The following is a 24,833-nucleotide window of genomic DNA, read 5'->3' as shown; positions in this document are numbered from 1 at the left end:
CTCAGGAACGGGCCGGCACGACCGTCGCCCAGTACCGCGTCAGGTAGTGCACATCGATCGGCAACGTCGCCTTCAGCGTGTCGAGCACACGCGCGGGATCGTCGAGCGGATAGGTACCCGACACGCGCAGGTCGGCCACGGCCGCATCGCAGCGCAGGCTGCCGCGGCGATAGCGGTCGAGCTCGGCGACGAGGTCGGCCAGCCGCATGCGCGACGCGACCAGCATGCCGCCCGTCCACGCGGACGCATACGCATCGAGCGGTGCCTGCGCGCCGATCGCATCGCGCGTGAAATCCGCGCCCTCCCCGGCCGCGATCACGCGCGCGCCTGCCGCCGCATCGTCCGGCTGCACGCGCACGGCACCGGCGAACACTTCGACCCGCGTCGCGCGGTCGCGCTGCCGCACCGCGAAGCGTGTGCCGAGCGGCCGCAACTCGCCTTGCGCGGTCGCGACGACGAGCGGCCGCGCGGGCACGCGATCGTCGTGGCCGCTCGTCACCATGATCGTGCCGCGCAGCAGGCGCAGGCGGCGCGCGGCGGCGTCGAAGCGCACGTCGAGCGCCGTGTCGGTATCGAGGACGACGACCGTGCGATCCGCGAGCGTCACCGTGCGCCGCTCGCCGACCGCCGTTCGCAGGTCCGCCGGCCAGATCGCCGCGCGCCGCGCGGGCTCGGCCATCCATGCGGCGCCGCCCACGAACAGCAGCACGGCCAGCGCCTTCACGGCCGCACGGCGGCGGCCCGCACGCGGCGACAGCAGCGCCGCGTGCGCGGCCTGCGGGTCGAGCCCGGCCGTGAGCCCGCCCAATCTGTGCTGCATCGTTTCGATATGGCGCCATGCCGCGTCGTGCGCCGGATCCTCCGCGCGCCAGCGCGCGAGCGCGGCGTCGAACGCTTCGCCGGTGCGGCCGGCCTGCCGGTCGACCCACCATTCGACCGCGCGACGCGCAACCTGCGGCGGCACCGCCGGCGCTCCCGGGGCGGCCATCGGTCAGGCCGCCATCGCGAAGAAACACTGCGTGCCGGCCTTCACGAGATAACGCTTCACCGTCGCGAGCGACACGCCAAGTTCGCGCGCGATCTCGGCCTGCGTGAGCCCGTCGAGTTGCGCGAGCAGGAACGCACGCTTCGCCGCGAGCGGCAGGCCGTCGAGCAGCCGGTCGATGTCGAGCAGCGTCTCGAGCACGACGGCCCGCTCCTCCGGCGACGGCGCATGCGCTTCGGGGCGCTGCGCGAGCGCATCGAGATACGCGCGCTCGATCTGCTCGCGCCGCCAGTGGTTGCTCAGCACGCGCTGCGCGACTGTGGTCAGGAACGCGCGCGGTTCGTCGGCGCCGATCGGCTCGTCGCGTGCGAGCAGGCGCATGAAGGTGTCGTGCGCCAGATCGGCCGCGCGGTGCGCGCAACCGAGCTTCCGGCTCAACCAGCCGCGCAGCCACGCGTGGTGGCCGGTATAGAGGGCGTCGATTTCTCGATGGAGGGACAGCTGGTCAGCAGACATGGCCGGGTTCCGGGGTGCGCAGGCGTCAACGATCTTGTAAATGAGAATGATTATTATATACAAGACCGGATCGACGACCGGCGTGCCACGCGCACAACGACAACGCGACAGGAAGGGAGACGCCGCCGCGATGCCGTCGCCCGACGCGTCGTTAACACATTCATTACACCGCGGCCAAATCGATTCATTAAATAGTTATTTGACGGATCGATAACAATATCCGGGTCGCCTCGACGCCCCGTCAAATCGATCGAGATTATCGCGAGATATGCAAGCCGGAATGGCCAAATTGCGAAATGACAATCAATTGATACGCAATTTTCAATAATTCAAATCCCTCGATCGTCGAGACTGGAGCACATCCCTGTCTGCCTCAAGCCACAAAAGAGAATTTCGTTTTTCCGTTTTAATCGCACTCGGTAGTCTCCTGCCATTCCGGATCACGAATACAAGCCAATGCGCAAGGAGATGAAATGAAACGCACGACCCTCTCGCTGATTTCCATCGCGTCATTCGCGGCGATACCCGTCGCGCACGCGCAGTCGAGCGTCACGCTGTATGGCGTGATCGACACGTCGATCACCTACGTGAACCATGCGCAGGGCAAGGACAACGCGTGGATGCTCGGCAACAGCAGCGCGGGCAACCTGGCCGGCAGCCGCTTCGGCGTGAAAGGCACCGAGGATCTCGGCGGCGGGCTGAAGGCGCTGTTCCAGCTCGAGAACGGCTTCGACCCGAGCAACGGCCGGCAGGGCCAGGGCGGCCGCATGTTCGGCCGGCAGGCGTTCGTCGGCCTGACGAGCGACCGCTACGGCACGCTCACGTTCGGCCGCCAGTACGATCCGCTCGTCGATCTCGTGCAGGGCATCACCGCCGACAATTATCTCGGCAGCGTGTTCGCGACGCCCGGCGACGTCGACAACTACGACAACAGCTTCCGCGTCGACAACGCGGTGAAGTACACGTCGGCCGTCTATGCGGGCCTGCAGTTCTCCGCGATGTATTCGTTCGGCGGCATCGCCGGCAGCACCGGCGCCGCGCAATCGTATTCGGCCGCCGTGTCGTACAACAACGGGCCGTTCAGCGTCGCGGGCGGTTACTTCCACGCGACCAACAGCCCTGCGTCGAACGGGCTGCGCAACGGCTGGACCAGCTCGTCGGATGGCACCTTCGACGGCCCGATCAACAACGGCTATGCAAGCGCGCACTCGATCGGCATCGCGCGCATCGCGGGCCAGTACGTCGCCGGCCCGTTCACGTTCGGCCTCGGCTACAGCAACGCGCAGTATCGCCGCGATGCGAGCTCGGTATTCAACTCGAACGAGCACTACAACACCGGGCAAGGCTTCGTGAACTACCAGGCGACGAACGCGCTGCTGGTCGGCGTCGGCTACAGCTATACGCGCTCGGGCGGCGACACGTCGGCCACCTATCACCAGGTATCGGCCGGCGCGGACTACAACCTGTCGAAGCGCACCGACGTCTACCTGACCGCCGCGTACCAGCACGCAAGCGGCCAGACCGGCGACGGCAACGGCGGCTCGATGGGCGCGCAGGCGTCGATCGGTTCGTACGGCTACGCGGGCACGAGCTCGCAGACGATGGTCAACCTCGGCCTGCGTCACCGCTTCTGATGCAAAACGGCCGGCTGTCCGCCGTGCGGCCGGCCGAATCCGCATCGACCGATACGGCGGCACCGGCCGCCGGCGTGTTTCCCGATCGCCTTTTCATCGCCCGTTTCACCCCGGATATCGGCTGCCTGCCGATTTTCATCCGGTTTGATTCAGCACCGATTTCCTGGAACGAATGACGCGATGCGTCAGTATTCCGGCGCCGCCATTGCCCCGGCATTCACCGTGAAATCCGGCCATATTTACCGATAATGCTTCGCCGCACGCCGCGATCGGACACGATAAAAAGGCGTGTCGGGCGCATGGGCAAATGCAAAGGAAAGTTTGACGCGAGCCATTTGCCTGCTCGCTATGGCACACTTCGCGTCTCGCGTAATTTCCTTGCACCGGGCGCCCGGATTCCGCCCCATCCTGCCATGCCGCGTCAGACCACCCGTTCGATCAGCCGAGAAACGCTGAAAATCGCGTCGACGATTGCGCTGTCGTGCGCGCTGCACGGCGTCGCGCGGGCCGATTGCCTCGACGACGCGGCCGCGTTCCAGCACGTGAGCGTCAGCCTGATGCGCGGCATCGCGCAGGTGGAGTCGGGCATGAACCCGAACGCCGTCAACACCAACACGAACGGCACGGTCGACATCGGGCTGATGCAGATCAACAGCACCTGGCTGCCGACGCTCGCACGCGAAGGCATCACGCGGGAGAGCCTGTTCGATGCGTGCACGAACGCGTATGTCGGCGCGTGGATCCTGTCGCAGAACATCCGCCAGCTCGGCGCCAACTGGAACGCGATCGGCGCGTACAACTCCGCGTCGCCCGACAAGCGCCTCGCCTATGCGCGCAAGGTCTATGATGCAATCCGGACCATGCCGGATTCGCCGGATACTCCCATGCCCATCCTTCCACCGTCCTTTACGCCGCCGCAACAGGCCCAGGCGTACAACCCGTTCGCGAGCCTGAGCGTGTCCGCCCCGCAGCAGGTCACGCGCCCGCGCACGATCTCGTCGGCTCCGCCGCCGGCGCCCCCGCAGGGCGGCCCCGCTGGCCCGGCCGGCACGTACAACTTCGGCTGGACGGTCACCGGGGCGGACCAGGCCAAGCCGACCCAGGTGTTCGACGACGGCGCGCGGGTCTACGTGCAGTTCAGCGACATGAAGCACCTGCCGGCGATCTTCACGGAAACGTCGTCGGGCCGCGTGCTGATGTCGTGGGAGCTGCAGTTCCCGTATGCCGTCCTGACGCGTCCCGCGCAAACGTTAATCTTCCAGCTCGGGCCGTTCGAGGCGCGTGCGCAGCGTGGCGGAGCCGGGACGACGGCGCAGGCAACGGCGGCGGCGGGAACGCCGCGTTCGGGCGCGACGGCGGCAACGGCTGCCACCGCGCCGGCTGCGAAACAGCCGGCTGCGAATGCGTCGACCAGGCGGATCGCATCGTCCGATGCGCTCTGGTACATCGACACGGCGTCGACGTCAGGTTCGGCACCGACCGCGAGTACCGCCAATGCGTCGACGGCATCGACCCCGTCGAATACGCCGGCGACGTGGCCCACCGCAGTGACGTCGAACACGCCGCCCCCCGTTGCGACGCCTCAGGTGCCGGCCACGACGAAGCCGGCCGCGCGCGTCAGCACCGACGCGCTCTGGTACATCTCGAAGTAACGCACGGGCCAGCCGCGCGTTGGCGGCCGGCGTGGGTCGGCGGCCGGCCGACTATCGAACGACCGTCGTGCCGGACGGTGCGGATACGGTCGACACCAGCGAGTGGTACACGTCCGCGACGCGATCCAGAAAGGATTTGTCGGGCGCGGTCGCGATCTTCTGCATCGCCCGCGTATTCATGTAGTTCTTGATCGACACCAGGTGGCTCCACACGGCCTCGATATCGCTCTCGGCCATGCTGTCGTGCACGTGCTTCACGAACAGCGGATACATCGCTTCGACTTGCGGCAGGCGCTCGCCAGGATTGTTCCACAGCCAGAACAGCGCCTGCGCCTGCGGGTCGGTATTGAACATCGACGCGGGCAACTCGCCGTCGAGCTGCTTCATCGCCTGCTTCCGATCGAACCCGTATCCCGGGCGCGTGCCGTGCTGCTTCTGGTAGTCGATTTCGCGCACCAGCTTCTCGTAACGGCCGTACGCCAGCGGATTCGCCGCGCCGCCGAGCCACCCCGGCTTGCGCTGTGTCGCGGCCGTGCGATTCTCGGCCCGGTCGTACCACATGCGCAGCCACTGGATGTACACGACCATGTGGCCCTTCAGCTCGCCCTGGATGTCCTTCGGCAGGTCGGTCACGACGACCGGGCGCGGCGGCGTCCGGTCGGGCACGCGGCAACCGTCCGTCATGTCGGGCAGCGGCTTCGGATTGAGAAAATCGAGCGGCCCGGTCGACGGCCTGAGCGCCGCCGACGGATAGCCGATGCCGGCGCCCAGCGGCGACAGCGGCGGAATCTCGCGCGTCGTCGCCACGAGCTTCTTGACGGCCACCCGGTAGTCGAGCTGGAAGGCCTGGACCTCCTGCGGCGCGACGATCTGCTGATACAGCGCGCCGTCCTCGTTCGCCAGCGCGGTCAGGCTCGGCATTGGAATGCCCGCGCCGTATGCGCGGTGGTACATCATCTCGAGCGGCAGGCGCGCAAGCTTGTCGGAAATGCCGTCCTCGCCTTCGATCGCGCCGCCGCCCACGTCCACCTGCGCGCCGGGAAAGAGGCGCTCCTGCCGCCGGCCGCGCATGTCGGCCGGATCGACGCCGAGCATCGTCAACGGCTTGTACACGCGCAGTTCATGCGCGGCCGCGTAGTGCACGCATTTCTCGATGTCCGGCGACAAGATCAGATCCGACGACACCGCGTTGCTCAACGGAATGTAGCCCGTCAGCAGGTTGTCGTCGAAACGGTTCGTCACGCAGTCGAACAGGCCCATGAACTTGATCTTGACCGCCACGCCGTCGTACTTCCCGCCCTTGCAGGTTTCCTCGAGCAACCGTTTGGCAAAGGCCAGCGCGAGGCCGCCGCCCATGTCGTACCCGAAGATCGCGACATGAATCTTGTTGATCGTGCCCGCCTGCTTCGCGCCCGCCACGGCCGCCTTGAAATCTTCGTCCGCCGCCTTCAGGCGCGTATCGACGCCGGTATTGAACAGCGCGGCGCCGAGCTTCGTGTCGCGCGAGAGCTGGAACGACTCGGCCAGCGCGCCGAGCGTTTCCTTGCCGACCTCCTTCAGGACCGTCTTCGGAATCCGGTACGGATACTTGACGACATCGCGCCAGAACCCTCGCCATTCGCGCTTCAGGTAACGCAACGCGCGGTTCTTTTCCGCCCCCGGCCGCGCGACTGCTCGCTCGAGCCGCTTCCGTGCGTCGCCCACGCCTTCCTTCGCCTTGTCGAACACCGTGCCAACCGTGTCGCCGACGCGGCCGCTCAGCGTGGAATTCCCCTTCCTGCCGCTCTGCTTCCACGCGTCCTCGACCGTCTTCATGCCCTTCTCCTTGGCCTTGTCGACGGTCATCTCCTTGAGCTTGTCGCCGGCCTTTTCGCCGGCGGTGTCGAGCGCCTTGTCCTTCAACACCTGCCGAAGCACGCCGGCTTCCGGGTCGAAATCGGCGCCGAGCCCCGGATAGTAGAAGCGCCGCATGTTCTTGTTCTTCTTGTCGTATGCGGCGTTGAACAGCTTCAGGATGTTGGTTCGTGGTCCTTCCTTGTCGCCGAAACCGAATCCGTCGAAATAGAAGCTGACCCACAGCATGTGCTCGCATGCGGGGCACATCTGCTCGGCTTCCGCCCTGACGCGATCCGTCTCCGCGCTTGCGGCATCCTTCTTCAGGTTGATTTCGGCCATGGCGCTCACTTCTCCTGGGTCGGCTTGAGCTCGGGTGCGTTCATGTCGTCGACCCACTGCAGCTCGGCGGTACCGTTCTTGCGGAAATACACGCGCAGATAGCGCGACGTCGGCGATTCCGGCTGCGGAATGGTCACGTCGATCGTCTTGCGCTCCGGCTGGATGCCGCGCTGAATGTCGGCCAGCGGTTGCGCGAATTCCCAGTACAGCTTCACCTTCTGCCCCGGCGTCACCTTGCAGCCACACGCAAAGCCGCCGCCGCCGCCGAATGCCTCGCCGTCCTCGCGCGCCGCCGGATTGCCGAAGCACCCGGACTTGTGCTCGTTGTCGAGCCAGAATTCGTGCAGCTTGCGGCCGTACTCGTTGTATCCGGTAACGCACACGTTATGCGGCTCCGCCGACACGTCGACGCCGTGCTTGCCGCATGCGGCGAGCACACCGAGCCCGACCAGCGCCAAAACGTGCATCCCTGCCCTGAATTTCATCGATACCCTCGCAAACTTGCGTCGTTGTTGCCTTCACCGCGCGACGGCGGATCGAACCGGTTATGTACGTCGTCGCCACGGACGAACCCGTTCATCGCGATCGCGACGAACGCGCCGACGACGGGAATTGCATGGACGAGCGTCCACCACCCGGACTTGCCGATGTCGTGCCAGCGCCGCACCGACACCGCGACCAGCAGCCAGATCATCACGATCGCGAATGCCCATCCGGCAAGGTCGACGATCGTCTGCGCACGCTGCGCGGCGGGCAGATCGGCGAGCGCGTCGAACACCGAACCGGCGACCAGCAACGGCACCGTCACGCTCCACCATTGCATGCGCCCGGCCCGGCCGCGCAACGAAAACAGCGCGGGCACGTTCATCGCTGCGCCTCCTGTTCCGTCGCGGCATTCGCTGCCTCGCCGTGCTCGAGCAGGCGATCCAGCAATGCGTCGCACAACGCGTCGTGATCGTGCCGATGCGCGGCGATGCACTCGGCTACACTCGCATCGTCGAGCCGCACGTGGCCGACCATCGCGAGCGTCGCGCCGATCCGGTAGGCGAGCCTGTCGTCGTTCAGCCCCTGTGCATCCAGCATGCCGAACAGTGTGAGCATGCGCGCGTATGTGTCGAACGGATCCGCGTCGGCCGGGATCCGGCCGTTGCGCCGCAATTCGGCCAGCACGGCGTCCGGCCGGCTGCCGCGGCGCAATGCGTCGAGCTCGCGGGCGTCCACGCGCGCGTAGAAGATCCGCTCGTGCCGGCGCGGATGCCGCACCGTACCGACGGTTCCATCGCGACACACCCAGGTCCACGACACGCACGGCGACAACAGCGCCTGATAGCGCGCCCCGGACAGTGCGCCTGCCAGCGTCTGGAACACCGCCGCATCGTAGAACCGCAGCAGGCCGTCGCGATCGTCGGGCAACGTCACGCGCGTCCTGATACCAAGTTTCGGCGCGAGTTCGTCGAGCGGATAGACGCTGACCAGCGACAGAAACGCGAACGGCCGCCGCGCGAGCTGCCGTTCGAGCAACGCCGACACGTGCGGCGCACGATAGTCGCACACCAGCGCGCAGACTTCCGGGTTGCTCGCTTCCGGCTGACCGGCGAGCAGGTTGTGAACCTGCCCTTGCGCGATCAGCTCGCGCCACGGCGCCGCGTTGATCGGCAGTTGCGAAGCATCGGCCAGCAGATAGCGATGGGTATCCGGAAACGCCGCGTGCTCCGCGGCGGCCGTCGTTTCCCAGGTCTGAAGCAGCGTTGTCATCGCCGTCACCCGCGCGTGGCGATCGCTTCATGGCGATGCGCGAGATCCCGCATGCATTCGACGCACGCGGGCTTGTTCATCGACGGCAGTTGCACGTTCGCGGAACGCGGCCCGGTCAGCGTGTGCTGGGCCGCATGAAACGTCGCCTTGCCGGGCGCGCCGATCACGATGTCGTTGCCTTCCATCTTCAGGAAGGCGTTGGCGGCCGTCAGCAGCAGCCGCTTCGGCGACTGCAGCGCGACACTCGCCTGCGCGCTCGACACCGTCACTGCGCGCTGCGCATTGGCGTCGAGCGTCCCGGCGTTCTGCGCCTGCACGGTGACGGCGCCCGTCGCAGCGTGCAGCGCGATGCCGACGGCCGGCACCGGGCGGCTGCCGCCCGAGGCGCCGTGCGTGTACAGCGCGATGCCTTCCTTCGCGACGATGCTCGACTTGCCGTGGACCGTGACCTGCACGTCGCGTCCTGCGCTCAGCACGCTTTGCGTGCCCGACGTCCACACGTGGCTTCGCGCGGTCATCGCGACGACGCCGGCCGCGCCGTGTGCGACGAGATGCGGATGCTGCCACGCAACCGCACCGCCGCCGCCGGCACCGCCCGCGCCGTTGCCTTCGCGCGTCGCGCCGATCGACACCTGGCTCTGCTGCAGCCCCTCGATCGCCGCGAGCGGCGACGCGGCGCTCGCGCCGGCACTCGCGACACCGGGCTGCGCCGTGCTAACACCCGGCTCCGCCCCCTGCTTGCGCGCGAAATCCGCGAGCCCCTGCAGCATCTCGCGTTGCTGCGCGAGCACCTGGCTCGCCGCGCTCGCGTCCATCTGGTTCACGCCCGGCGCCGTGCTGATCAGCAGGCCGGCACCGGCGCGCAGCGCCCCGGCCGCCTGCGTCGACAGTTCGGCGCCGTAGCCGCGATCGGCCAGACGGCGGTTGTCCTGCACCTGCTTGATGTGGCCGAGCGTCAGGCCGCTGTCGTGATCGGTCGTGTAAAGGCGCGCACTCGACTGGCCGGCCGTATCGTCGAGCATGAATTGCCGCGAGCCGCCCGCGCCGGTCTGGCTCGCGCTCATGTCCTGCGTCTTGAAGCCGGTCAGCACGGCCGCATGGTCGTTGCCGGCAAACCAGGCCGCCGCATTGGCCGTGCTGCCGCTCGGGCCGCCCGCGAACGCATTGTGCTGCGCGTTGGCGTTGCCCTGCCCGTTGTACAGCGCGGCGACCGCAACCGGCCGGTCCGGCTGGCCTTCCAGCCACTCGGTCCAGACTTCCTGACCGACGCGCGGCACGCTCACGCCGCCCCAGTTGTCGCCGCCGACCGGGGTCACCATGCGCGTCCAGGTGCCGGCGCCACGATCGGCCGGCGCATTCGCCGCACGTGGATGCGCTTCGCGACTCGCGGAATTCTGCCCGCGCTGCGCGTGATGCTGGATCCGGATCCGGTGATCGCGTTCGGTGTGGACCGGATCGCCCGCGCCGACCACGACGGTTGTCTGCGCGCCCGGCATCACCGCGACCGGATGCACGCGCGCACCGTGCCCGTTCGGCGCCAGCGGCCGATAGGCCTGGTCGAACGGCAACGCGGCGAAGCGGTTCCGGTACACCTCGTCGCCGTCCATGAGCGCGCCGCCAGCGTGCGTCGCGGCGTCGAATGCCGCACGCAGCGCCTGCGCGCCGCCGTATCCGGCGGACTCGCCGGGCGCGGCGTCGGGCATCGGCGGAATCTCGCCCAGTCGCTGCGCGATCGCACCGTGCACGTCGGCGCCCACGTTCGCACGCGCGTCGTGCTCGACGCGCAGGCACACGAACGTGCGCGATGCATCGAGCGACGGATGCTGCGACATCGCGAAGTGCAGCCCCGGCCGCAGATCGCGACGCGTGCCGCTGCCTTCGGCCTGCAGCGCCGCCACGCGCTGCGCGTCGAGTTGCTGCTGCGCGCGCTGTTCGCCGATCGCGGTGGTCTGGAACGCGTACGGGCCGGCGACGTCGCGATCCTCGCCCGGCACGACCGCGCCGCTCGCGCGCACGCCGGACGGACGGGTCGACAGGCTTCGATGATCCCAGCTGGCGCGCGCGACGCTGCCGATGCGCCAGCGGCGCGCGTGCAGGAAGTGCCGGATGCCGCCGCGCGGATCGCCGTCGTTCGTCTGGTGGAAACCGACGACCTCGGGTTCGGCCGGGGCGAAACGCTGGTTCGTATCGGCGAGGACGAGCGTGTGCGTGCCGAGGTTCGTCGACTGCGCGTCGCCCTCGTGTTCGAACCAGTAGAAGATGCCCTCTTCCGCCCACAGACGTTCGAGAAACGCGAAGTCCGATTCGCCGGCCTGTGCGGTCAGGCTGCGGCTCGCATATCGCGCGGGATCGGCGAGCGACCAGCGCCATGCCGGCGCGACCGCGCCACGCGCGTAGTGCGAGAAAACCTGTTCGCTGATCTCGACCACGCTCGCGTTCACGAAGTTGTAGCTGTCGACGCGCTGCTGCAGCAGCGCGAGCCACGGTTCGACGACGAGTCGCACGCGCGCGAGCCCGCCGTTGTAGCCGACGAGTTCCGCGGCCATCACATGGCCGTGGAACGGGCGCCGTGCGTCCTGCCCGTCGGCGGCCTGCCATTCGATCAGGATCGGCGCACCGATCAGCTTGTCGAGCGGCACGTCGGGACGCTCGGTCAGCGCAGTGACCTGGAACCGGAAGCCGCCGTGATCGAGCGACTCCCATCCGTGCAGGCTCTCGGCGACGAGTTTGTCCGCGCCGAGCGGCGTGGTCAGCCACAGAAACCGGTCGTGCTGCGACCAGCCGCGGAAGAACGCCTGGATGAGGTCAGATTGGGTCGGCATGATGGGTGGGTTCGGGGTTCACGGGGGGTGGTACGTTCAGTTCCTGGAGTCGAAGCATCGGGTTATGCATTACCGTTCGGTCAAATCGACGTCGGACAGTTTGTCCATCCGTATGAATGCTTTGCCTTTCATTTCCGAGGGCGACTGGATATTGACATTCGCTTCGCCAAACATCCGGTAGGTGCCCCCGGGGATCTGTTGCCGCGATGCGCCCGGATCGAACGTCAACGCATCGTGCGGCACGACGAATTCGACCTTCACCGACTGCCCCGGTTTGACCGAAATCACCGACGCATAGGCGCGGGAAGCGGCACTCAGGTACTTCTCGACCAGTGCGACCTGGAAGCGCACGCCAGCGTCGTTGCGCGCGCTGGTCAGAAAGTATTGCCCGTTCAGGAGCGCGCGCCGCGGCAACCACTTCTCCGGGCCATCGATGACCACTTCCTGCGTCCCGTCGTTCCCGAACACGACATCGACCACCAGATTCCCCGCTTCGGAACGCGCGGCGAACGTCGGGTGCAGATTGATTTCCGGCGTGCCGTGATCCAGCAGATCCTGCGCAAGTTCGTAAAGAAACGACAGCTTTCCGTTGATCTCGTCGCTGGATCGATATTGAAGCTGCCCCTGGTAATGCGTTCCATTCCGATCGAACGAATATGCGAGGACCGATCCGACATTCCGGCCCGGAACCGAAGCGATCTCGTTGTTGGCCAGAATCCGCTGCATCTGCTCGATTTCCGGCCGGTAACGATCGTTCAGTTCTCCCGTGTATTTTCCGATTCCCACATACTTCGCCGGCGGCATGAGATCAAGATCCAGCCCATGCGAATAGTAGGCGACACGATTACCGTCAAACGTGAAACCCAATGGAGGCGCAGGCTTGATCTGCCCCGGGCTGCTCCGGATTTCGAAATGACTATGCTCGTCGCGCGCAAACGCCATGTCCGTCGCGCAGGGAAGCAATGCCGCCAACACCAGGATTCGTATAACGCGCATCACGTCAGGGTCACTTCCCCGTCAGGTTCACGTTTTCCAGCCGATTCGTCGGCGTGAAGATCCGTCCGTCCATTTCCTGCGGACGCAGGATGTCGACGTTCATCTTGCCGGCGAAGACGTAGGTGCCGGGCTCGACACGGCGCATCGGCGAATTGGCGTCATAGGTCAGATCTGCGTAAGGCACGAGGAATTCCATCTTCTCGGGCTGACCGGGCTTGACGACGATTTCGCGCCGATTACGACGCGATGTGTCGTTCAGATATTTGCTGACCAGCCTGACGTCGAAACCCACGAGTTTGTTGCCGCCGCTGATCTCCATGTATTGCACATCGGGCCTCGCCAGATCTGGCGACCAACGATCAGGACCGTCGATCGCCACATCCTGCTTGCCATCGTTTGCGAACGTCACGTCGACGACAAGATGGTCGGCGGTGGATCGCACCGAAAATTCCGGACGAAAATTGATCTCGTGCGTACCACGCGCCAGCAAATCGTGGGCAAGGTCATAAAGCACCGAAAGGTTCTCGTTGAATTGATCGTCGAACTGATAGTTGTACGTGCCCTCGTAATGGTGGCCGTCCTTGTCGAACGAATAGACGAGCACGGACCCCTTGTTGATTGCACGGATCTGGGGGATCGCCCTACTGCTTAACGTCGCCTTCACCATATCGACATGCTGGCGATAGGTTCCCGTGAGATCCGCCGTATATTTCCCGATTCCGACGTAACTCGATGGCGGCATCGGGTCGATGTCCCGTCCACGCGAAAAATATGACACCGTTTGGCCATCGGCCGTGAAGACCATCGATGGCGACGGATTGAGCTGTCCCTGTCCGCTACGAATCTCGAAATAATCCGGACGAACTTGTGCGAGCGTCATTTCCGCCACCCCGAAAGAAATCGTTGACATCACCAGGAACAAGATCGAGCGCTTCATTTCAGCACCTCCCATTCAATCCCGGTTTTCTTGTTGAACCAGTTGCGGAAGCTGTACATGTAGTGCTTCGCAATTTCCGGCTTCTTCGTGTATACCCCCCGGCCCATCACGTTCGTGGGGGTCTCGCGCTGCCAGTTGTCGACAAGCTGGGCCATCTTCACGTCGACTAGATGTTGCGAGTTGATGTATTTGCCATACACCGCCCCGCCATCCAGGAAATACTCATCGGGCCAGCCGAACAGATGGCCGGCCTCGTGCACGATCGTATGTTCCGTTTTGATCGGAACGTACCGATTCTCCCGGCCGTTCCACTCGACGCTCACTTCCCCCCAGTTGCCCGAATCCGCCCGGGTCGCCATCGGAAACAGATTGATCTCCGCATGGCATCGTCCGATTTGAACCAGCTCGACTTCCAGTTTCAGCTTGACCTTGCACGTACATGCACTGCCAAGCGGGCATTCTTTCGGCTGCATCGAATAGTTCCCGCTATTCAGCCCGTCCTCGATGCGCTTCTTGAAGCCCGATATGGAACCCAGCCCACCCGGCCGGTCCACGACCCTTATCACCCGGTCTTTACGGATTCCATCGCTATTGAACGGTACCGAGAACGGTTTGCCCGTCGATGGATCCATGTAGACGGCCCCGTTATTGATCCAGTACTGGTCCTTCAGGTTGACCTTGATATAGACGGTCGCCGTCACGGTCGCCGTCGCGGGTGCGTATCCTATGTCGTACGAATCCTCCGTGCCGGAAAAATTCAGCCAGATGCGCTTCTTGTCCCTGAGCACCGCCTTGCCGTCCGCTCCCGTTTGGAAATAGCTGGCGCATCCAGAATCAACGGTATGAGACTCGGTGGGAATCGCGGGGACGTGAAGATTGCACGGCCCGCTTTGCGCTGCCGGGCCTTTCTTCGGCATGCCTTCCAGTTCGCTGGACACCGGCGGCGGAGTCGAAAAACCGAGCGACGGGCCGGGCGCCGCATTCGGTCCCGACGAAGCGGGTACCGGTGCAGGCATGGATCGACTCGACTCACCTGCCCGTGCCTGCGGGACAAGCGGCAAAGTTCCTGCTTCCGGAACCGGCATGTGGGCCGTCAAACCCGTCGCGCTCGACGCGGCCCCGCTCCATGCCGCTCCCCCCGCCGCCACCGCCCCTCTCCCCGCCGGGCTCGCCGCCAGCGCCTGTACGAGGAAGTCGCACGGATCGCCCTGCGGCAACACCGGCAGCGCCGGAAGCTTCACGCTCGCCGCGCGCGGCCCCGGGAACGGATGCCCGCCCGACTTCACCGCGAACTGCCCCGGTGTCTCGACGATGATGTCGCCGCCCTTCAGCGTGATCCGGTTCGGTCCCTGCTGCAGCACGATCGCATCCTGCGCGAGCACGTCGACGCGCTCGTCGGTCGACGTCACGCGCACGGTCTGGTCCGCGAGAATCTCCATCGTCGACGCGTGCGCCTCGACGCTCACCGGCCCTTCGCCCGCGATCGCCTTGAGCCCGCCTGCCACGCTGTACAGGCTTACTGCATCGCCCGTCGCCGCGGCCACGGTCGCACCGGCGCCCACGTGCGCATCGCCTTGCGACGTCACATGAACATGCTGCGCCGCATACGACACCGCGCTGTCCGGCGTCGTCACCACGATGTTCTCCGGCGACTCCATCAGCACCGCGGGTGTCGCGAATCGCTCGACGGGATCGCCGCCGTCGCGCTGCGTGCCGCTCGGCTTGGTCGCGCTCTGGCCGCCTACGCTCCCCGCATACTTGCCGTCCTGCGCGGGATCGATCGCCTTCAGGAAATCCGTCAGCGCCGCGTTCGCGCTCAGGCCGATCGCCTGCGCGCCGGTCGCCGCCCGGTCAAGTTCCTGCGCGGTTTTCTCGGCGTCCTTCAACTGCGCCACGCGTTCGGCGACGTCCATCTGCGTCGACGCACCGAACTGACGCGCGGTACTCGATACCAGCACGCCCGCGCCGGCCCGCACGACGCCCCAGCCCTGCGTCGCCAGTTCGAAGCCTTCGCCGCGATAGGCGCCGCGCATCGTGCCCTGCTGGTCGATCAGATAGCCCTGCGCGAGGCGCGTGCCGGCAGTCGAATTGTTCAGCTCGTGGCGCAATTGCCCGGCCGCATCGTCCATCACCCAGCGGCTGCCCGGTTGCCCGTCGAGCGTTTGCGTCTGCAGGCCCGTCAGCGATCCTGAATGATTCGCGTCACTGCCTTCGCCGGCCGAGAACGGCGGTCGCACCCGGCCGCCGTACACCTGGCCGAGGACGACGGGCGCGTCGATGTTGCCGGACTCGAAGCCGACCACCACCTCCGCCCCCACACGCGGCGCGAACGCATGACCGAAATTCGGCCCGGCGGCCTGTTCGGCAACGCGGACCAGGATGCCCGACCGATGGTCGCCCGGCGCATGGCCGGCCGGATTGGAGCGGCTCGCCGTATCGGTCAGCCCGCCAGGCAGCGGCGCGACCCCGCGCATCCACGGAAACTGGATGCGGACCTGATGATCGCGCGTGCTGCTGACGCGGCCGCCCGGCTCGCCAACCACGATCGCGGTCTGCACGCCGTGCACCGTCGGCCGGTCGCGATGCGGCGGCACGATCGGCGTGCCTTCCGGCACCGCGACGAAGCGGTTGCGATACAGGCCCTTCTCGAGCTCGCCGCGTCCGAACAGCTGCCCGATCTGCGCGCCGAGATTGTTGACGGCCTCATGCTCGATCGACAGCGGCACGAACCGCACGGCGCCGCTCAGATAATCGTTCAGCGTATGCACCCTGCCGACCTCGAGCGTGCGCGACGATCCGCCGCCACGGTAAACCCGTTTGGCGAGCTGCAACGCGTCGAGACGCTGCTCGGCGTAACGCTGCGCGTCGCCGCTCGTGTCAAAGCGGCCGGCACGCTGGCCGTCGTAGACCTCCCGCACCGGTAGCAGCGGCGCGTCGGCGTCGGCCGGCTGCTGCGCCTGGCCGGCCAGCGCAACGAGCTCGCTGGCTTTCCAGCTCGTCGCCACCACGCGATCCGGCACGAGCTGACGCCGATCGGAGAATTGCGTCATCACGCCGTCCGGATCGCCGACGTCCTGCGCATTGAATGCGATCGCGCTGCCGTCGGGCAGCCGCGCGTGACGGTCGAACACGACGACCGTATGATCGCCCGACGGTGCGTTCCCCGCGTCCTGCCCGTGCTCGATGCGAAACGACAACCCGGCTTCCGACAACTGCCGCAACACGAAATCGAGATCGGTTTCCCGGTACTGGCCGCGCAGGCGGAACGCACGCAGCGGCTCGACTCGCTCGTAGCGCCGATGCGCTTCCGGGTAATCGCCGAACACCTGCTCGCAGATGCCCTCGACGTCAAGATCGACGAAATACAGGCAATTGCGGCGCAGCTGCAGCAGCGCGAGCCACGATTCCATCGTGAGCCGGTAGCGCGTGAACTCGCCGTCGCTCTCCGCATACGCGGCATGCGTGACGTAGCCGTTCCAGCAGCGCTCGCCCGCCGCCGTCGCAAGGCGCAGCCGCACGGCGCTGCCGATCAGCGGCGCCAGATCGAGAAACGGCTCGCTCGACAGCACGTCGATCTCGAACCGGAACGATTCGCTGATCCCTTCACGACCGTGAAAGCGCTCGACCACGAATGCCCCCGGCATCGCGGTATCGATCTGGATATGGCGGGTCGCTTGCCCGTACCCCGTTAATGCGGCAACAAGATCCATGTCGTTTCTCGGCAATCGCGCGCGAATGCGTTTCGCGTCGGCTGGTTCGTATCGAATCGGTTCTGCGGTGCAACGGCGAGCGGCCGCCGCGCGCGGGAGACAGTACGCCGCATCATTGCGGGAACATCCCGTTCATGTTGACCTTGTACTGCAGCATCTTGCGCTGCGCCTCCATTTCTTCCTGCACGCTCGGTACGTGAGGCGCATCCCAGCGCACGCCGTTCACGTAGACGGTGCGCCAGCGCAGGTAACCCCAGACGAACGAAAACTCGCGTCCCGAATCCTGCAACGCGAGACCGCCCGTGACATCGGGATCGGTCAGCACGGCGCTGTCGGTCGGCGCATTCGCGTCCTTGGCCGCGCGTGCCTTCTGCGCGGCCTGCTGCGCGGCGTCGTAGCGCTTCAGGATATCGGCCTGCCGTGCGCTCAGCGGCGAGCGCGGTTCGGGCTCCTGCACCGCGCTGACCCCGGGCCCGAGCCCGAGCGCACTCGCGCCCATCACCTGCATGATCTGCGACGGCCCCGGCAGGCCAAGTTGCCGACGCTTCTGCCACGCCGCGTGCTCGCGCTCGAATTCCGCCTGACGGGTTTTCAGCGCCTTGATCTGGTTGTAGTTCCAAACGTCGTCGTCGTCGCCGAGCGGCTTGAACCACGCGCGCGAGTCGTGCATGAAGTTGTCGTACAGCGCGCTGATCGGCGCCTCCGGCGGCCCCATGTTCCAGTCGCCTCGCACCTCGAGCCACTGTTGCCACTTCTCGTCGAGCTGCAACTGGAAAAAATCCTCGGCGCGCTTCGCACTCGCGCGTACCACCGGACCGACGAGCGGAAGCGCGGACTGCAGGCCCTGGACGATCGGCAGCACGGCCGGGGAAATGACGGCTGCCGCCTTCGGGTTCTGCGTGAGCTTCTTGCTGACCGCGTTCCCCGCGTAACGTCTCACGGTCGGGCCACCCTGCTTCTCGCACTCGAGCAGGTCGCGCCATTCGAGCCGCAGTTCCTCGTTCGCGCTGTCGAGATCGACGGCATCCTGCGGGTACGCGGCCTTGGCGGCCAGGAACGATGGTTGCGTACGCAAGTTGTCGAGGCGCATCCTGCGCCAGCGCAGGTACAGCCCGTAGTGCGCGCGCATCAGGCCCGGCGTGCCGTGTTCCCTGGCGTAGTAGTAGTCCGCGCTCGTTTTCACGTAGGCGGAAAACGCGCGCTTGAGCGCGGGCGAAATCGCGAACGCCGCGGCCGCTTCGGCGGCGACGCCGGGCCCGTTGATGTCGAGCGGAACACCGGCCTTGCGCGCTTCGCGATACATGTCGAGCAGCGGTATCTGCGACAGCTTGTCCGCATCGCCCGTGCCACGTCCTTGCTCGCCCGGTCCATAACCGCCGCCGACGTCCGAATGGACGCCCGGATAGACGATCTCCTCGCGCCCGTCGATCGACGCATCGATCAGGTCGAGCGGGAACGATCCGCGCGGCTCGTGTGCGGCGACCATGTGGACGCAGCGGCGGATGGAGTGCGGCAGCCCCATCAGTTCCTTGCGTCCCCAGCCGCCGTGCCCGTCGAACAACGTCGCGGCCGTGCTTTGCGCGATGCCGACCGACGCGACCGTATCGAACAGGCCGAGAAAGTCGTACGACACCGGCACGCCGCACAGGCTGAAATCGGCGTCGAGCGCATCGTTCAGCCAATTCGAGAACGTGCGCGCTTCGGCGGCGCCGCGCGAAAAGCCGAACACATACAGGCGGATGCGCTGCAGTTTCGGCTTGCCCTTGACCAGCAGATCGCCGACGCGCTCCTTCAGCTGCGCGCAACGGGCCCGCAACGCGGCGCGCCGCTTGTCGTCCCACGCGCGCATGGTCGCGGTCCAGTTCGCCGTATCGACTTCGCCCTTGAGCTGTGCCCAGATCGTGTCGCGATCCCAGGTGAGTTCGATCCCGTTCTGCTCGGCCGCCATCAGCTTGAGCGCGCCGGCGCTCGAACTGCCGCGCGCGTTGATGTCGCCGAGACTGCCCGGCTTCGGCGGCGTGCCGCCGAGATCGATGCCCTTGAAATTCAGGTCGACGCTGACGGCCTTCGCGAGCGCCTTGTCGCTCTTGCCGAGCGCCGCGGACAGCGAATTGCCGAACGCGTGCGCATGCACGACGTTGTGGATCTGCAGCAGCGCCCAGTTGATGCGCCCCTCGCCGGCCCACCCCGTCGCGGCGCCCGCCGCGGCCTGCAGCCCGACACCCTGATCGCCGACCTCGTCGACAAAGGGCGTGCCGACGCCCGCCACGTAGATGGCGCTGTGATACTTGTCGCGGGGAAACACGTCGAACAGGCGTGCGACGTTGCTGTGCTTGCCGCCGGCGCGATCGCGATGGGCGTTGTTGCGCGTGCCGTCGAAGAAGATGCCGACATGCAGCGTCTTGCAGCAACTCATCCCGTCGTCGTCGTGCAGGCGGCGCATGATCGCGTCCTGCTCCTCCGGGGTGACGACCGCAACGTCGGGCCGGTCAGCGCTCGCGAAGCGGAAACTCATGGCGTGATCCTCTTGTCGGGATTCGGGCACTGCGGATCGCCGTTGCGCAACGTGAAGTGTCCCGGACACGCTTCGGCGGGCGCCTGAAGATTTTCGGGAAAACCGCGGTAGCCGGGCATCCACTGCGACGCATAGACCTTGATTCGATCGTGCGGAAAGAACAGGACCCACAGGAAGCCGTCCGAGAACGCGTCGTAGCGCTCGACCGGCACGACGCGGCTCGCGAGCGCCTTCGGATCCTTCCTGTACAGGTTGTCGTCCCGCCACTGCAGGTTGACGGTCAACCCCGGATGCCATTGCTTCGGTAACGCGACGCAGCAGATGATCGCGCCGCCGCCGCTGCCGATGCGTGCCGGAACCGCCCCGCCCCAGGTGCCGTCGACGTAGAACGCGCCGATCGGAACGTCGGTGTAGTTGAGGGCATTCAGCTTCAAGCCCATCGTGTCGGGCTCGGCCGGCGCGCTCGACACACCCGCCACACCCGACGCCGCAAACGACGCATCGGTGGCACGCGAGCATCCTGCCGTCCCCAGCAGGATGGCCATGAACATCAGCAGCCGAGCGGCAAACGTCGTGGAACCGGCATTCAGACTCATTTCTCGATCCTCTTGTCCGACGCCGTCCGGCGCGGATCGCTATCAACAGTGTGCTCCGTCGCATGCCGCACCGACACGTCCGTGTCGCCGTTCGCATGCACGCGAACCCGCATTGTTCTACGCGGACGACGCGGCAGGCACCCGCTCCGTCGCCAGATACCCGGCCGCCACGAGCGCATCGAGCGCGACCCGCGACGCTGCCGCGGGCGGCCCGTCGTGCCGCGCCCACGCCGCGCTCACGCACGCATGGGCTTGCGACGGGGTTGCCAGCAGCCGGCCGAAACTCTCCGGACGCTGGCGGACATGAAAAAGCAGCGTGTCGATCTTCGCGGCCTGCCGCAGTCGTTCGACCTGGTCCCCGTCGAGCACGTAGGGCTCGCCGCTGCGCCCGGCACCCGCTTCGCCGGCGGCCGCTTCGCGCGCGGTGTCGACATCGAGCGCCACGAGCGCCCCGGTGCGATCGAACACATGCCACGCGTCGATGCCGTCCGTGAAGCGGCGACGCTGCGCGGGCGTGAGCGCCTCGAGCCAGGCCGGCAGGCAACGCGTATCGGCGAAACGCACCAGGAACGCCTCGCCGTCGGCCGCCGCGCTCGCCTCCATCTGCCCGCGCAGATGCGCGGCAAGCGCGCCCGTATCGCGTGCACCGCGCAACAGGCTCACCATCGGACGTCCGGACGTCTCGCGCAACACGGTCCCGAGCATCGCCGCGCGCGCTGCCGCGTCGGCAGGCAACGGCGCGAGGCACGGCGAAATCGCCGCCAGGTCGTCGCCGTCGTACACGCCTTCGTACAGCACGACGACGGCATCGTTGCGGTCGACCGCGGGCAGCCGGTCACGCAGCGCCGGCGCGAAACCCATGTCGAGCAGCAGATGCCAGCGGCCGCCGGCCGGCGCGCGCTCGAACAGCGTGTTCAGCCGATCCGGCGTGTCGTCGGGATAGCGGTCGATCCAGTCGGTCGGCTCGATCTTCATGCTCAGAGTGCCTTACCCGCAAGCGCGCTGCCCGACTGCATCGCGTGCAGCAGGCATTCGACGCACACCTTCTCGGGAAACTGCGGCAATGGTGTACTCATTTGATCTGGGCCCACGAAAGCATGCTGCGCGGCATACACGATGAATTTGCCCGGGCAGCCGAACGTGACGTCGCCGCCTTCGATCGTCACGTGCGCGCCGCCGCTCACCGCGAGATGCACCGTCTTCTTCGCGGCGATCTCGACATCCGCGCTCGCGGACGCGACCTTCAGGTCGTCGCGTGCACGCAGGCCCAGCACGTCGCGCTGCGCCTGCAGTGTCAGCCCGTCCTTGCCGGCGATCATGCTCATGCCGACGCCGCCCGCATGGCTCGCGCCGCCCAGCCACCCGATGCCCTGCCCACTATGAATGCGCAGCTGCTGCGCGGCGGCGAGATTGAAGTCGGCACCGCTGCCGAGCGACAGCGTTTCGCCGGCCGCCCATTGCAGCGCCTGCCCGGCGATCAATCCGTGTCCGCCCCGTGCCTCGATCCCGAGCACCGCATCGCCCGTATGCGGCAGTGCGTTGCCGGTCGATCGCTGCGCGGCATCGGCCGATGCCTGTGCGTAGCCGTTCGCGCCGACCGTCGTCGCGAAGCTCTGCGCGAGCGCGTCGAGCGGCGCGGCCTTGCCGTTCAGCGACGACTGGCCCGCCTGCTCCACGCCGCGCTGCGCGGCGAACGGCAGCGTCCCGTGCGTATCGGCAGTCTTGTCGAACCGGCCGACCAGCGCGGCGTGCCGCGCGAGCAGCGCCTGCAGCGCGGATGCATCGCCCGCCGGCTGTGCGGCGCCGGAGGGCGCATAACTCGATACCAGCAAACCGCGCGTCGCACGCATCGCACCGTACGCGTCCGAGCGCAATTCGACGCCCTGGCCGCGAAAACTGCCGAGATAGTTGTCGGACTGATGACGCAGATGGCCGAGGTTCAGTTGCGTCGCCGCGTGCGTGGTCGCCATCTGCAGGCGCCCCATGCCGTCGGAATCGTCCGCGACCAGTTGGTTGTGACCTTGCCCGTCGAACCCCTGGCTCTTGAAGCCCGACAGCGCGCCGGCGTGATTGTGACGATCCGTGCCGCCGCCGGCGCCGTGCCACGCGGGGCTCAGCCCGCTCGCGAGATTGCCCTGCGCGCTCGGCGCATGGTCGCCCGCCTGCGTGTAGATCGATGCGTCGAGCGGTTTCCCGGCCGCGCCGCCCGGCGAAGGCGACTCACCGCCTTCGCCGCGGCCGTTGAACAGGCCGCCGAGCACGATCGGCCGGTGGATCAGCCCGTGGTGAAACTGCACGAGGACTTCATGGCCGATGCGCGGCACCTGCTGAAGACCGTGCCCGTCGCTCGCGAGCCGTTGAATCGCGCGCGTCGGATAGGTGCCCGTATCGTCTTCGGCCTGCCAGTGGAACCGGACGCGCAAGCGCCCCTGCGCGTCGGCATGCACCGGCCCCGTCGAACCGGGCTGCGCGCTGCCGGTCGGACCGACGACGATCGCCGTCTGCGCGCCCAGCGCCGTCGCAACCGGATTGAGCCGCTGCCCGGTCCCGTCCGCCAGCGTGGGCCGCCAGACTTGCGAGCGCGGCACCGCATCGAACCGGTTCGCGTAACCCCCGGCCTGCGCTTGCCGGAGCACACGCGGATCGAGCTTCGCCGCCGGCAGCGGCCCGAGTTGCCGCTCGATGGCTTCCATGACGGTCGGCGGGAGATTGTTGATCCCGACGTGCTCGACGTGCGTCAGCAGAAAATCCTCGGGCGCCGCGGCACCGCGCACGGCTTGCCAGCCGGAATCGACGAGCTTCAGCGCGCGGCCGGCGCGCGCCGTGCGCAGCGTGCCGTAGCCGGCCCAGAAACATGCGCGCGACACGATCGCGTCGGCCTGGCGCCGCGCCGTGTCTTCCGCGTCGCGCAAGGTGTCGAACGCTTCCGGCCCGACGTCGTCGTAGAGCTCGCGCGTGCCGTTCGGCCGGCCGAGATCCGTGCTCGCGGTGGTCGCGCGGTTCGCGCGGTAGTCGCTGCTGATCAACGTGACGCGATCGGCCGTCAGCGACAGCGACTGCCCGATCCCGAGGATCACGTCGTCGGCGTCGGTCGCTGTCCCGCTCGAGCGGCGCGGCACCCCGCCGCGTCGCGCCGACGTCTCGTCCTCGGCCAGTTGCGCGCTGTCGTCGAAGACCAGCATCGCATGCCCGGCGGGCGCGTCCTCGTCCTCGACGAAGCAGAACCCGAGGCCGGCCTCGGCCAGCAGATGCTGCACGAATTCGTAGTGTGTATGAGTGCGGTACTGCACGCGGTACGCGACCGGAGCCAGCGCGTCGAGACGCCGGCCCGCATCCGGCGTGAGGCGCCACCGCGCGATCCCGGCGTACGGCGCGAACACCGTGTCGAGCACGTCGGCGAGCGTCTGATTCACGAAGGTTCGCTCGTCACGCGCATGCGTGAGCGCCGCGAGCCACGGCACGATCTGGAGATGGTAGCGAGCGAGACCTGCGTCGTAACCGATGCACTCGGCCTCGGCGACGAGTCCGCTGCGCAGCGTCGTCGTGCCGTTCGCGAGCGTGGTGCGAATCGCGACACGCTGCCCGAGCATCGCGTCGAGATCCAGTGCAGGATCCGTCGACAGCGCATCGACGTTCCATTGAAAGAGATCGGAGAGCGATTCGCGACCGGTCCAGCGCTCGATTTGAAATGCAGCAAGCGCGCCGGATCCGTCCAGCGAATACAGGCGATTGAATGCGCCGAATAGAGACGCAAATTCCTTGATGACGCTCATGCGATTCCCGCTCTCTCAGGATTTGACGTTTTTAGGTGCATAGGCTGCGACGAACACGAGACGATGCATGATTGCCTGCATCGCGATCGCCACGCCCAACCGGCAGGAAACACACGGAATTCCCCTGCAGCACTGTCTGGTACGGGCACCTGCCCCGCCATCAGGCGGAACGCACGCCAGTCGGCCGAATGGATGCGCCCCTTTTTCTGAAGCTTACTATTTTAAATTACACAGTCAGACTCCGCTACAGGCAAACACCTGAAAAAAAAACGCGAGACCTTGACGTACGGGCTTCACACACGATAATGGCTGCTTTCAGTTCGACAGCTACCTGACTATTCAACCGAATCAGGCAATTATTGCCGAAAGGTAATAAATACCTTATTCAGTCGAAATAGATTCGAAAAGCGTCGTCGATGACATCCGGGATCGGGAAATCCGGATGCAGCGACGACGATCCCGCAAGGAGGCCCATCCGTATGACCCAACCCTTCATCGTCCTTGGCGACAAGCACAGCCATGGCGGCACCGTGACCAGTGCATCCACGCTGTCGTCGGTCGACGGTCGCGGCATCGCTCGCCGCAACGACACGGTGACGTGTCCGGTGCACGGCCCGAATCACATCGTCGACGGCGACGACACGATGATCGTGCAAGGCGAAGGCGTCGCACGCGACGGCTACAAGACGGCCTGCGGCGCCGTGCTGGTCGCGAGCAAAACGGCAGGCAGTGACGGCAACTGACACACGACGTCGGCAAGTCACGGG

General features: G+C 66.6%; 18 protein-coding genes. 4 read left to right on the top strand and 14 right to left on the bottom strand.

What is annotated here, in order from left to right:
• Position 1: 1 nt before the first annotated feature.
• Positions 2-988, bottom strand: a complete 987-nt coding sequence (locus ACTJLD_RS37875; protein ID WP_440661342.1) for a FecR domain-containing protein — start codon at positions 986-988, stop codon at positions 2-4.
• Positions 989-991: 3 nt separating this feature from the next.
• Entirely contained in the window at positions 992-1,501 is a 510-nt protein-coding gene (locus ACTJLD_RS37870) for a sigma-70 family RNA polymerase sigma factor (RefSeq protein WP_119336593.1), read from the bottom strand.
• 473 nt (positions 1,502-1,974) lie between these two features.
• On the opposite strand from ACTJLD_RS37870, the gene ACTJLD_RS37865 reads away from it, so the two are divergent.
• The 3 genes from ACTJLD_RS37865 (at position 1,975) to ACTJLD_RS37855 (ending at position 4,787) form a co-directional block, all read left to right on the top strand.
• A complete protein-coding gene (locus ACTJLD_RS37865) occupies positions 1,975-3,135 on the top strand; it encodes a porin (protein ID WP_060312166.1) in 1,161 nt (386 codons plus the stop codon).
• A complete protein-coding gene (locus ACTJLD_RS37860) occupies positions 3,135-3,311 on the top strand; it encodes a hypothetical protein (RefSeq protein ID WP_155633597.1) in 177 nt (58 codons plus the stop codon). Before ACTJLD_RS37865 ends, ACTJLD_RS37860 begins: the two co-directional genes overlap by 1 nt.
• 237 nt (positions 3,312-3,548) lie before the next feature.
• Positions 3,549-4,787, top strand: a complete 1,239-nt coding sequence (locus tag ACTJLD_RS37855; RefSeq protein ID WP_124840072.1) for a transglycosylase SLT domain-containing protein — start codon at positions 3,549-3,551, stop codon at positions 4,785-4,787.
• Positions 4,788-4,838: 51 nt separating this feature from the next.
• Here ACTJLD_RS37855 and ACTJLD_RS37850 read toward each other — a convergent pair whose 3' ends face one another.
• The 12 genes from ACTJLD_RS37850 to ACTJLD_RS37795 all read right to left on the bottom strand — a co-directional run bounded on the left by ACTJLD_RS37850 (position 4,839) and on the right by ACTJLD_RS37795 (position 24,066).
• Positions 4,839-6,962: a phospholipase effector Tle1 domain-containing protein gene (locus ACTJLD_RS37850; protein ID WP_060357313.1), complete on the bottom strand. Its 2,124-nt coding sequence runs from the start codon at positions 6,960-6,962 to the stop codon at positions 4,839-4,841.
• 5 nt (positions 6,963-6,967) lie between these two features.
• Complete coding sequence (locus ACTJLD_RS37845; protein WP_034195792.1) at positions 6,968-7,447, bottom strand: DUF3304 domain-containing protein; 480 nt, start codon at positions 7,445-7,447, stop codon at positions 6,968-6,970.
• Positions 7,444-7,830, bottom strand: coding sequence for a DUF805 domain-containing protein (locus tag ACTJLD_RS37840; RefSeq protein ID WP_059527045.1), 387 nt, complete (start codon positions 7,828-7,830; stop codon positions 7,444-7,446). The genes ACTJLD_RS37845 and ACTJLD_RS37840 overlap by 4 nt, the downstream gene beginning before the upstream one ends.
• Positions 7,827-8,717: a DUF4123 domain-containing protein gene (locus ACTJLD_RS37835; protein ID WP_226153263.1), complete on the bottom strand. Its 891-nt coding sequence runs from the start codon at positions 8,715-8,717 to the stop codon at positions 7,827-7,829. The genes ACTJLD_RS37840 and ACTJLD_RS37835 overlap by 4 nt, the downstream gene beginning before the upstream one ends.
• Positions 8,718-8,722: 5 nt before the next feature.
• Positions 8,723-11,539 carry a type VI secretion system Vgr family protein gene (locus tag ACTJLD_RS37830; protein ID WP_440661337.1) on the bottom strand — a complete coding sequence of 939 codons (2,817 nt, stop codon included), beginning with the start codon at positions 11,537-11,539 and terminating at the stop codon, positions 8,723-8,725.
• Between the two features lie 69 nt (positions 11,540-11,608).
• Positions 11,609-12,511 carry a hypothetical protein gene (locus tag ACTJLD_RS37825; protein WP_440661335.1) on the bottom strand — a complete coding sequence of 301 codons (903 nt, stop codon included), beginning with the start codon at positions 12,509-12,511 and terminating at the stop codon, positions 11,609-11,611.
• A gap of 34 nt (positions 12,512-12,545) precedes the next feature.
• Positions 12,546-13,472 carry a hypothetical protein gene (locus ACTJLD_RS37820; protein WP_027787815.1) on the bottom strand — a complete coding sequence of 309 codons (927 nt, stop codon included), beginning with the start codon at positions 13,470-13,472 and terminating at the stop codon, positions 12,546-12,548.
• Positions 13,469-17,182: a type VI secretion system tip protein TssI/VgrG gene (tssI, locus tag ACTJLD_RS37815; protein ID WP_440661333.1), complete on the bottom strand. Its 3,714-nt coding sequence runs from the start codon at positions 17,180-17,182 to the stop codon at positions 13,469-13,471. The genes ACTJLD_RS37820 and tssI overlap by 4 nt, the downstream gene beginning before the upstream one ends.
• 112 nt (positions 17,183-17,294) lie before the next feature.
• Positions 17,295-19,697, bottom strand: coding sequence for a T6SS phospholipase effector Tle1-like catalytic domain-containing protein (locus tag ACTJLD_RS37810; RefSeq protein ID WP_440661331.1), 2,403 nt, complete (start codon positions 19,695-19,697; stop codon positions 17,295-17,297).
• Positions 19,694-20,293 carry a DUF3304 domain-containing protein gene (locus ACTJLD_RS37805; RefSeq protein ID WP_027787817.1) on the bottom strand — a complete coding sequence of 200 codons (600 nt, stop codon included), beginning with the start codon at positions 20,291-20,293 and terminating at the stop codon, positions 19,694-19,696. Before ACTJLD_RS37805 ends, ACTJLD_RS37810 begins: the two co-directional genes overlap by 4 nt.
• Positions 20,294-20,410: 117 nt before the next feature.
• Positions 20,411-21,268, bottom strand: coding sequence for a DUF4123 domain-containing protein (locus ACTJLD_RS37800; RefSeq protein WP_440661328.1), 858 nt, complete (start codon positions 21,266-21,268; stop codon positions 20,411-20,413).
• A 2-nt stretch (positions 21,269-21,270) separates the two neighbouring features.
• Positions 21,271-24,066, bottom strand: a complete 2,796-nt coding sequence (locus ACTJLD_RS37795; protein ID WP_440661326.1) for a type VI secretion system Vgr family protein — start codon at positions 24,064-24,066, stop codon at positions 21,271-21,273.
• A 479-nt stretch (positions 24,067-24,545) separates the two neighbouring features.
• On the opposite strand from ACTJLD_RS37795, the gene ACTJLD_RS37790 reads away from it, so the two are divergent.
• Complete coding sequence (locus tag ACTJLD_RS37790) at positions 24,546-24,809, top strand: PAAR domain-containing protein (RefSeq protein ID WP_027787820.1); 264 nt, start codon at positions 24,546-24,548, stop codon at positions 24,807-24,809.
• Positions 24,810-24,833: the final 24 nt, after the last annotated feature.

Origin of the sequence: Burkholderia sp. 22088 (assembly GCF_052045915.1) — a bacterium.
Lineage (GTDB): Bacteria > Pseudomonadota > Gammaproteobacteria > Burkholderiales > Burkholderiaceae > Burkholderia > Burkholderia cepacia.
This window is presented reverse-complemented; position numbering and strand designations above follow the sequence as displayed.

What these genes read in the sequence shown, in the direction of transcription:
- ACTJLD_RS37840 (WP_059527045.1), bottom strand. Translation starts at nt 7,830, where the DNA reads ATGAACGTGCCCGCGCTGTTTTCGTTGCGCGGCCGGGCCGGGCGCATG.
- ACTJLD_RS37875 (WP_440661342.1), bottom strand. Translation starts at nt 988, where the DNA reads ATGGCCGCCCCGGGAGCGCCGGCGGTGCCGCCGCAGGTTGCGCGTCGC.
- ACTJLD_RS37860 (WP_155633597.1), top strand. Translation starts at nt 3,135, where the DNA reads ATGCAAAACGGCCGGCTGTCCGCCGTGCGGCCGGCCGAATCCGCATCG.
- ACTJLD_RS37845 (WP_034195792.1), bottom strand. Translation starts at nt 7,447, where the DNA reads ATGAAATTCAGGGCAGGGATGCACGTTTTGGCGCTGGTCGGGCTCGGT.
- ACTJLD_RS37805 (WP_027787817.1), bottom strand. Translation starts at nt 20,293, where the DNA reads ATGAGTCTGAATGCCGGTTCCACGACGTTTGCCGCTCGGCTGCTGATG.
- ACTJLD_RS37850 (WP_060357313.1), bottom strand. Translation starts at nt 6,962, where the DNA reads ATGGCCGAAATCAACCTGAAGAAGGATGCCGCAAGCGCGGAGACGGAT.
- ACTJLD_RS37835 (WP_226153263.1), bottom strand. Translation starts at nt 8,717, where the DNA reads ATGACAACGCTGCTTCAGACCTGGGAAACGACGGCCGCCGCGGAGCAC.
- ACTJLD_RS37855 (WP_124840072.1), top strand. Translation starts at nt 3,549, where the DNA reads ATGCCGCGTCAGACCACCCGTTCGATCAGCCGAGAAACGCTGAAAATC.
- tssI (WP_440661333.1), bottom strand. Translation starts at nt 17,182, where the DNA reads ATGGATCTTGTTGCCGCATTAACGGGGTACGGGCAAGCGACCCGCCAT.
- ACTJLD_RS37795 (WP_440661326.1), bottom strand. Translation starts at nt 24,066, where the DNA reads ATGAGCGTCATCAAGGAATTTGCGTCTCTATTCGGCGCATTCAATCGC.
- ACTJLD_RS37830 (WP_440661337.1), bottom strand. Translation starts at nt 11,539, where the DNA reads ATGCCGACCCAATCTGACCTCATCCAGGCGTTCTTCCGCGGCTGGTCG.
- ACTJLD_RS37790 (WP_027787820.1), top strand. Translation starts at nt 24,546, where the DNA reads ATGACCCAACCCTTCATCGTCCTTGGCGACAAGCACAGCCATGGCGGC.
- ACTJLD_RS37820 (WP_027787815.1), bottom strand. Translation starts at nt 13,472, where the DNA reads ATGAAGCGCTCGATCTTGTTCCTGGTGATGTCAACGATTTCTTTCGGG.
- ACTJLD_RS37870 (WP_119336593.1), bottom strand. Translation starts at nt 1,501, where the DNA reads ATGTCTGCTGACCAGCTGTCCCTCCATCGAGAAATCGACGCCCTCTAT.
- ACTJLD_RS37800 (WP_440661328.1), bottom strand. Translation starts at nt 21,268, where the DNA reads ATGAAGATCGAGCCGACCGACTGGATCGACCGCTATCCCGACGACACG.
- ACTJLD_RS37865 (WP_060312166.1), top strand. Translation starts at nt 1,975, where the DNA reads ATGAAACGCACGACCCTCTCGCTGATTTCCATCGCGTCATTCGCGGCG.
- ACTJLD_RS37810 (WP_440661331.1), bottom strand. Translation starts at nt 19,697, where the DNA reads ATGAGTTTCCGCTTCGCGAGCGCTGACCGGCCCGACGTTGCGGTCGTC.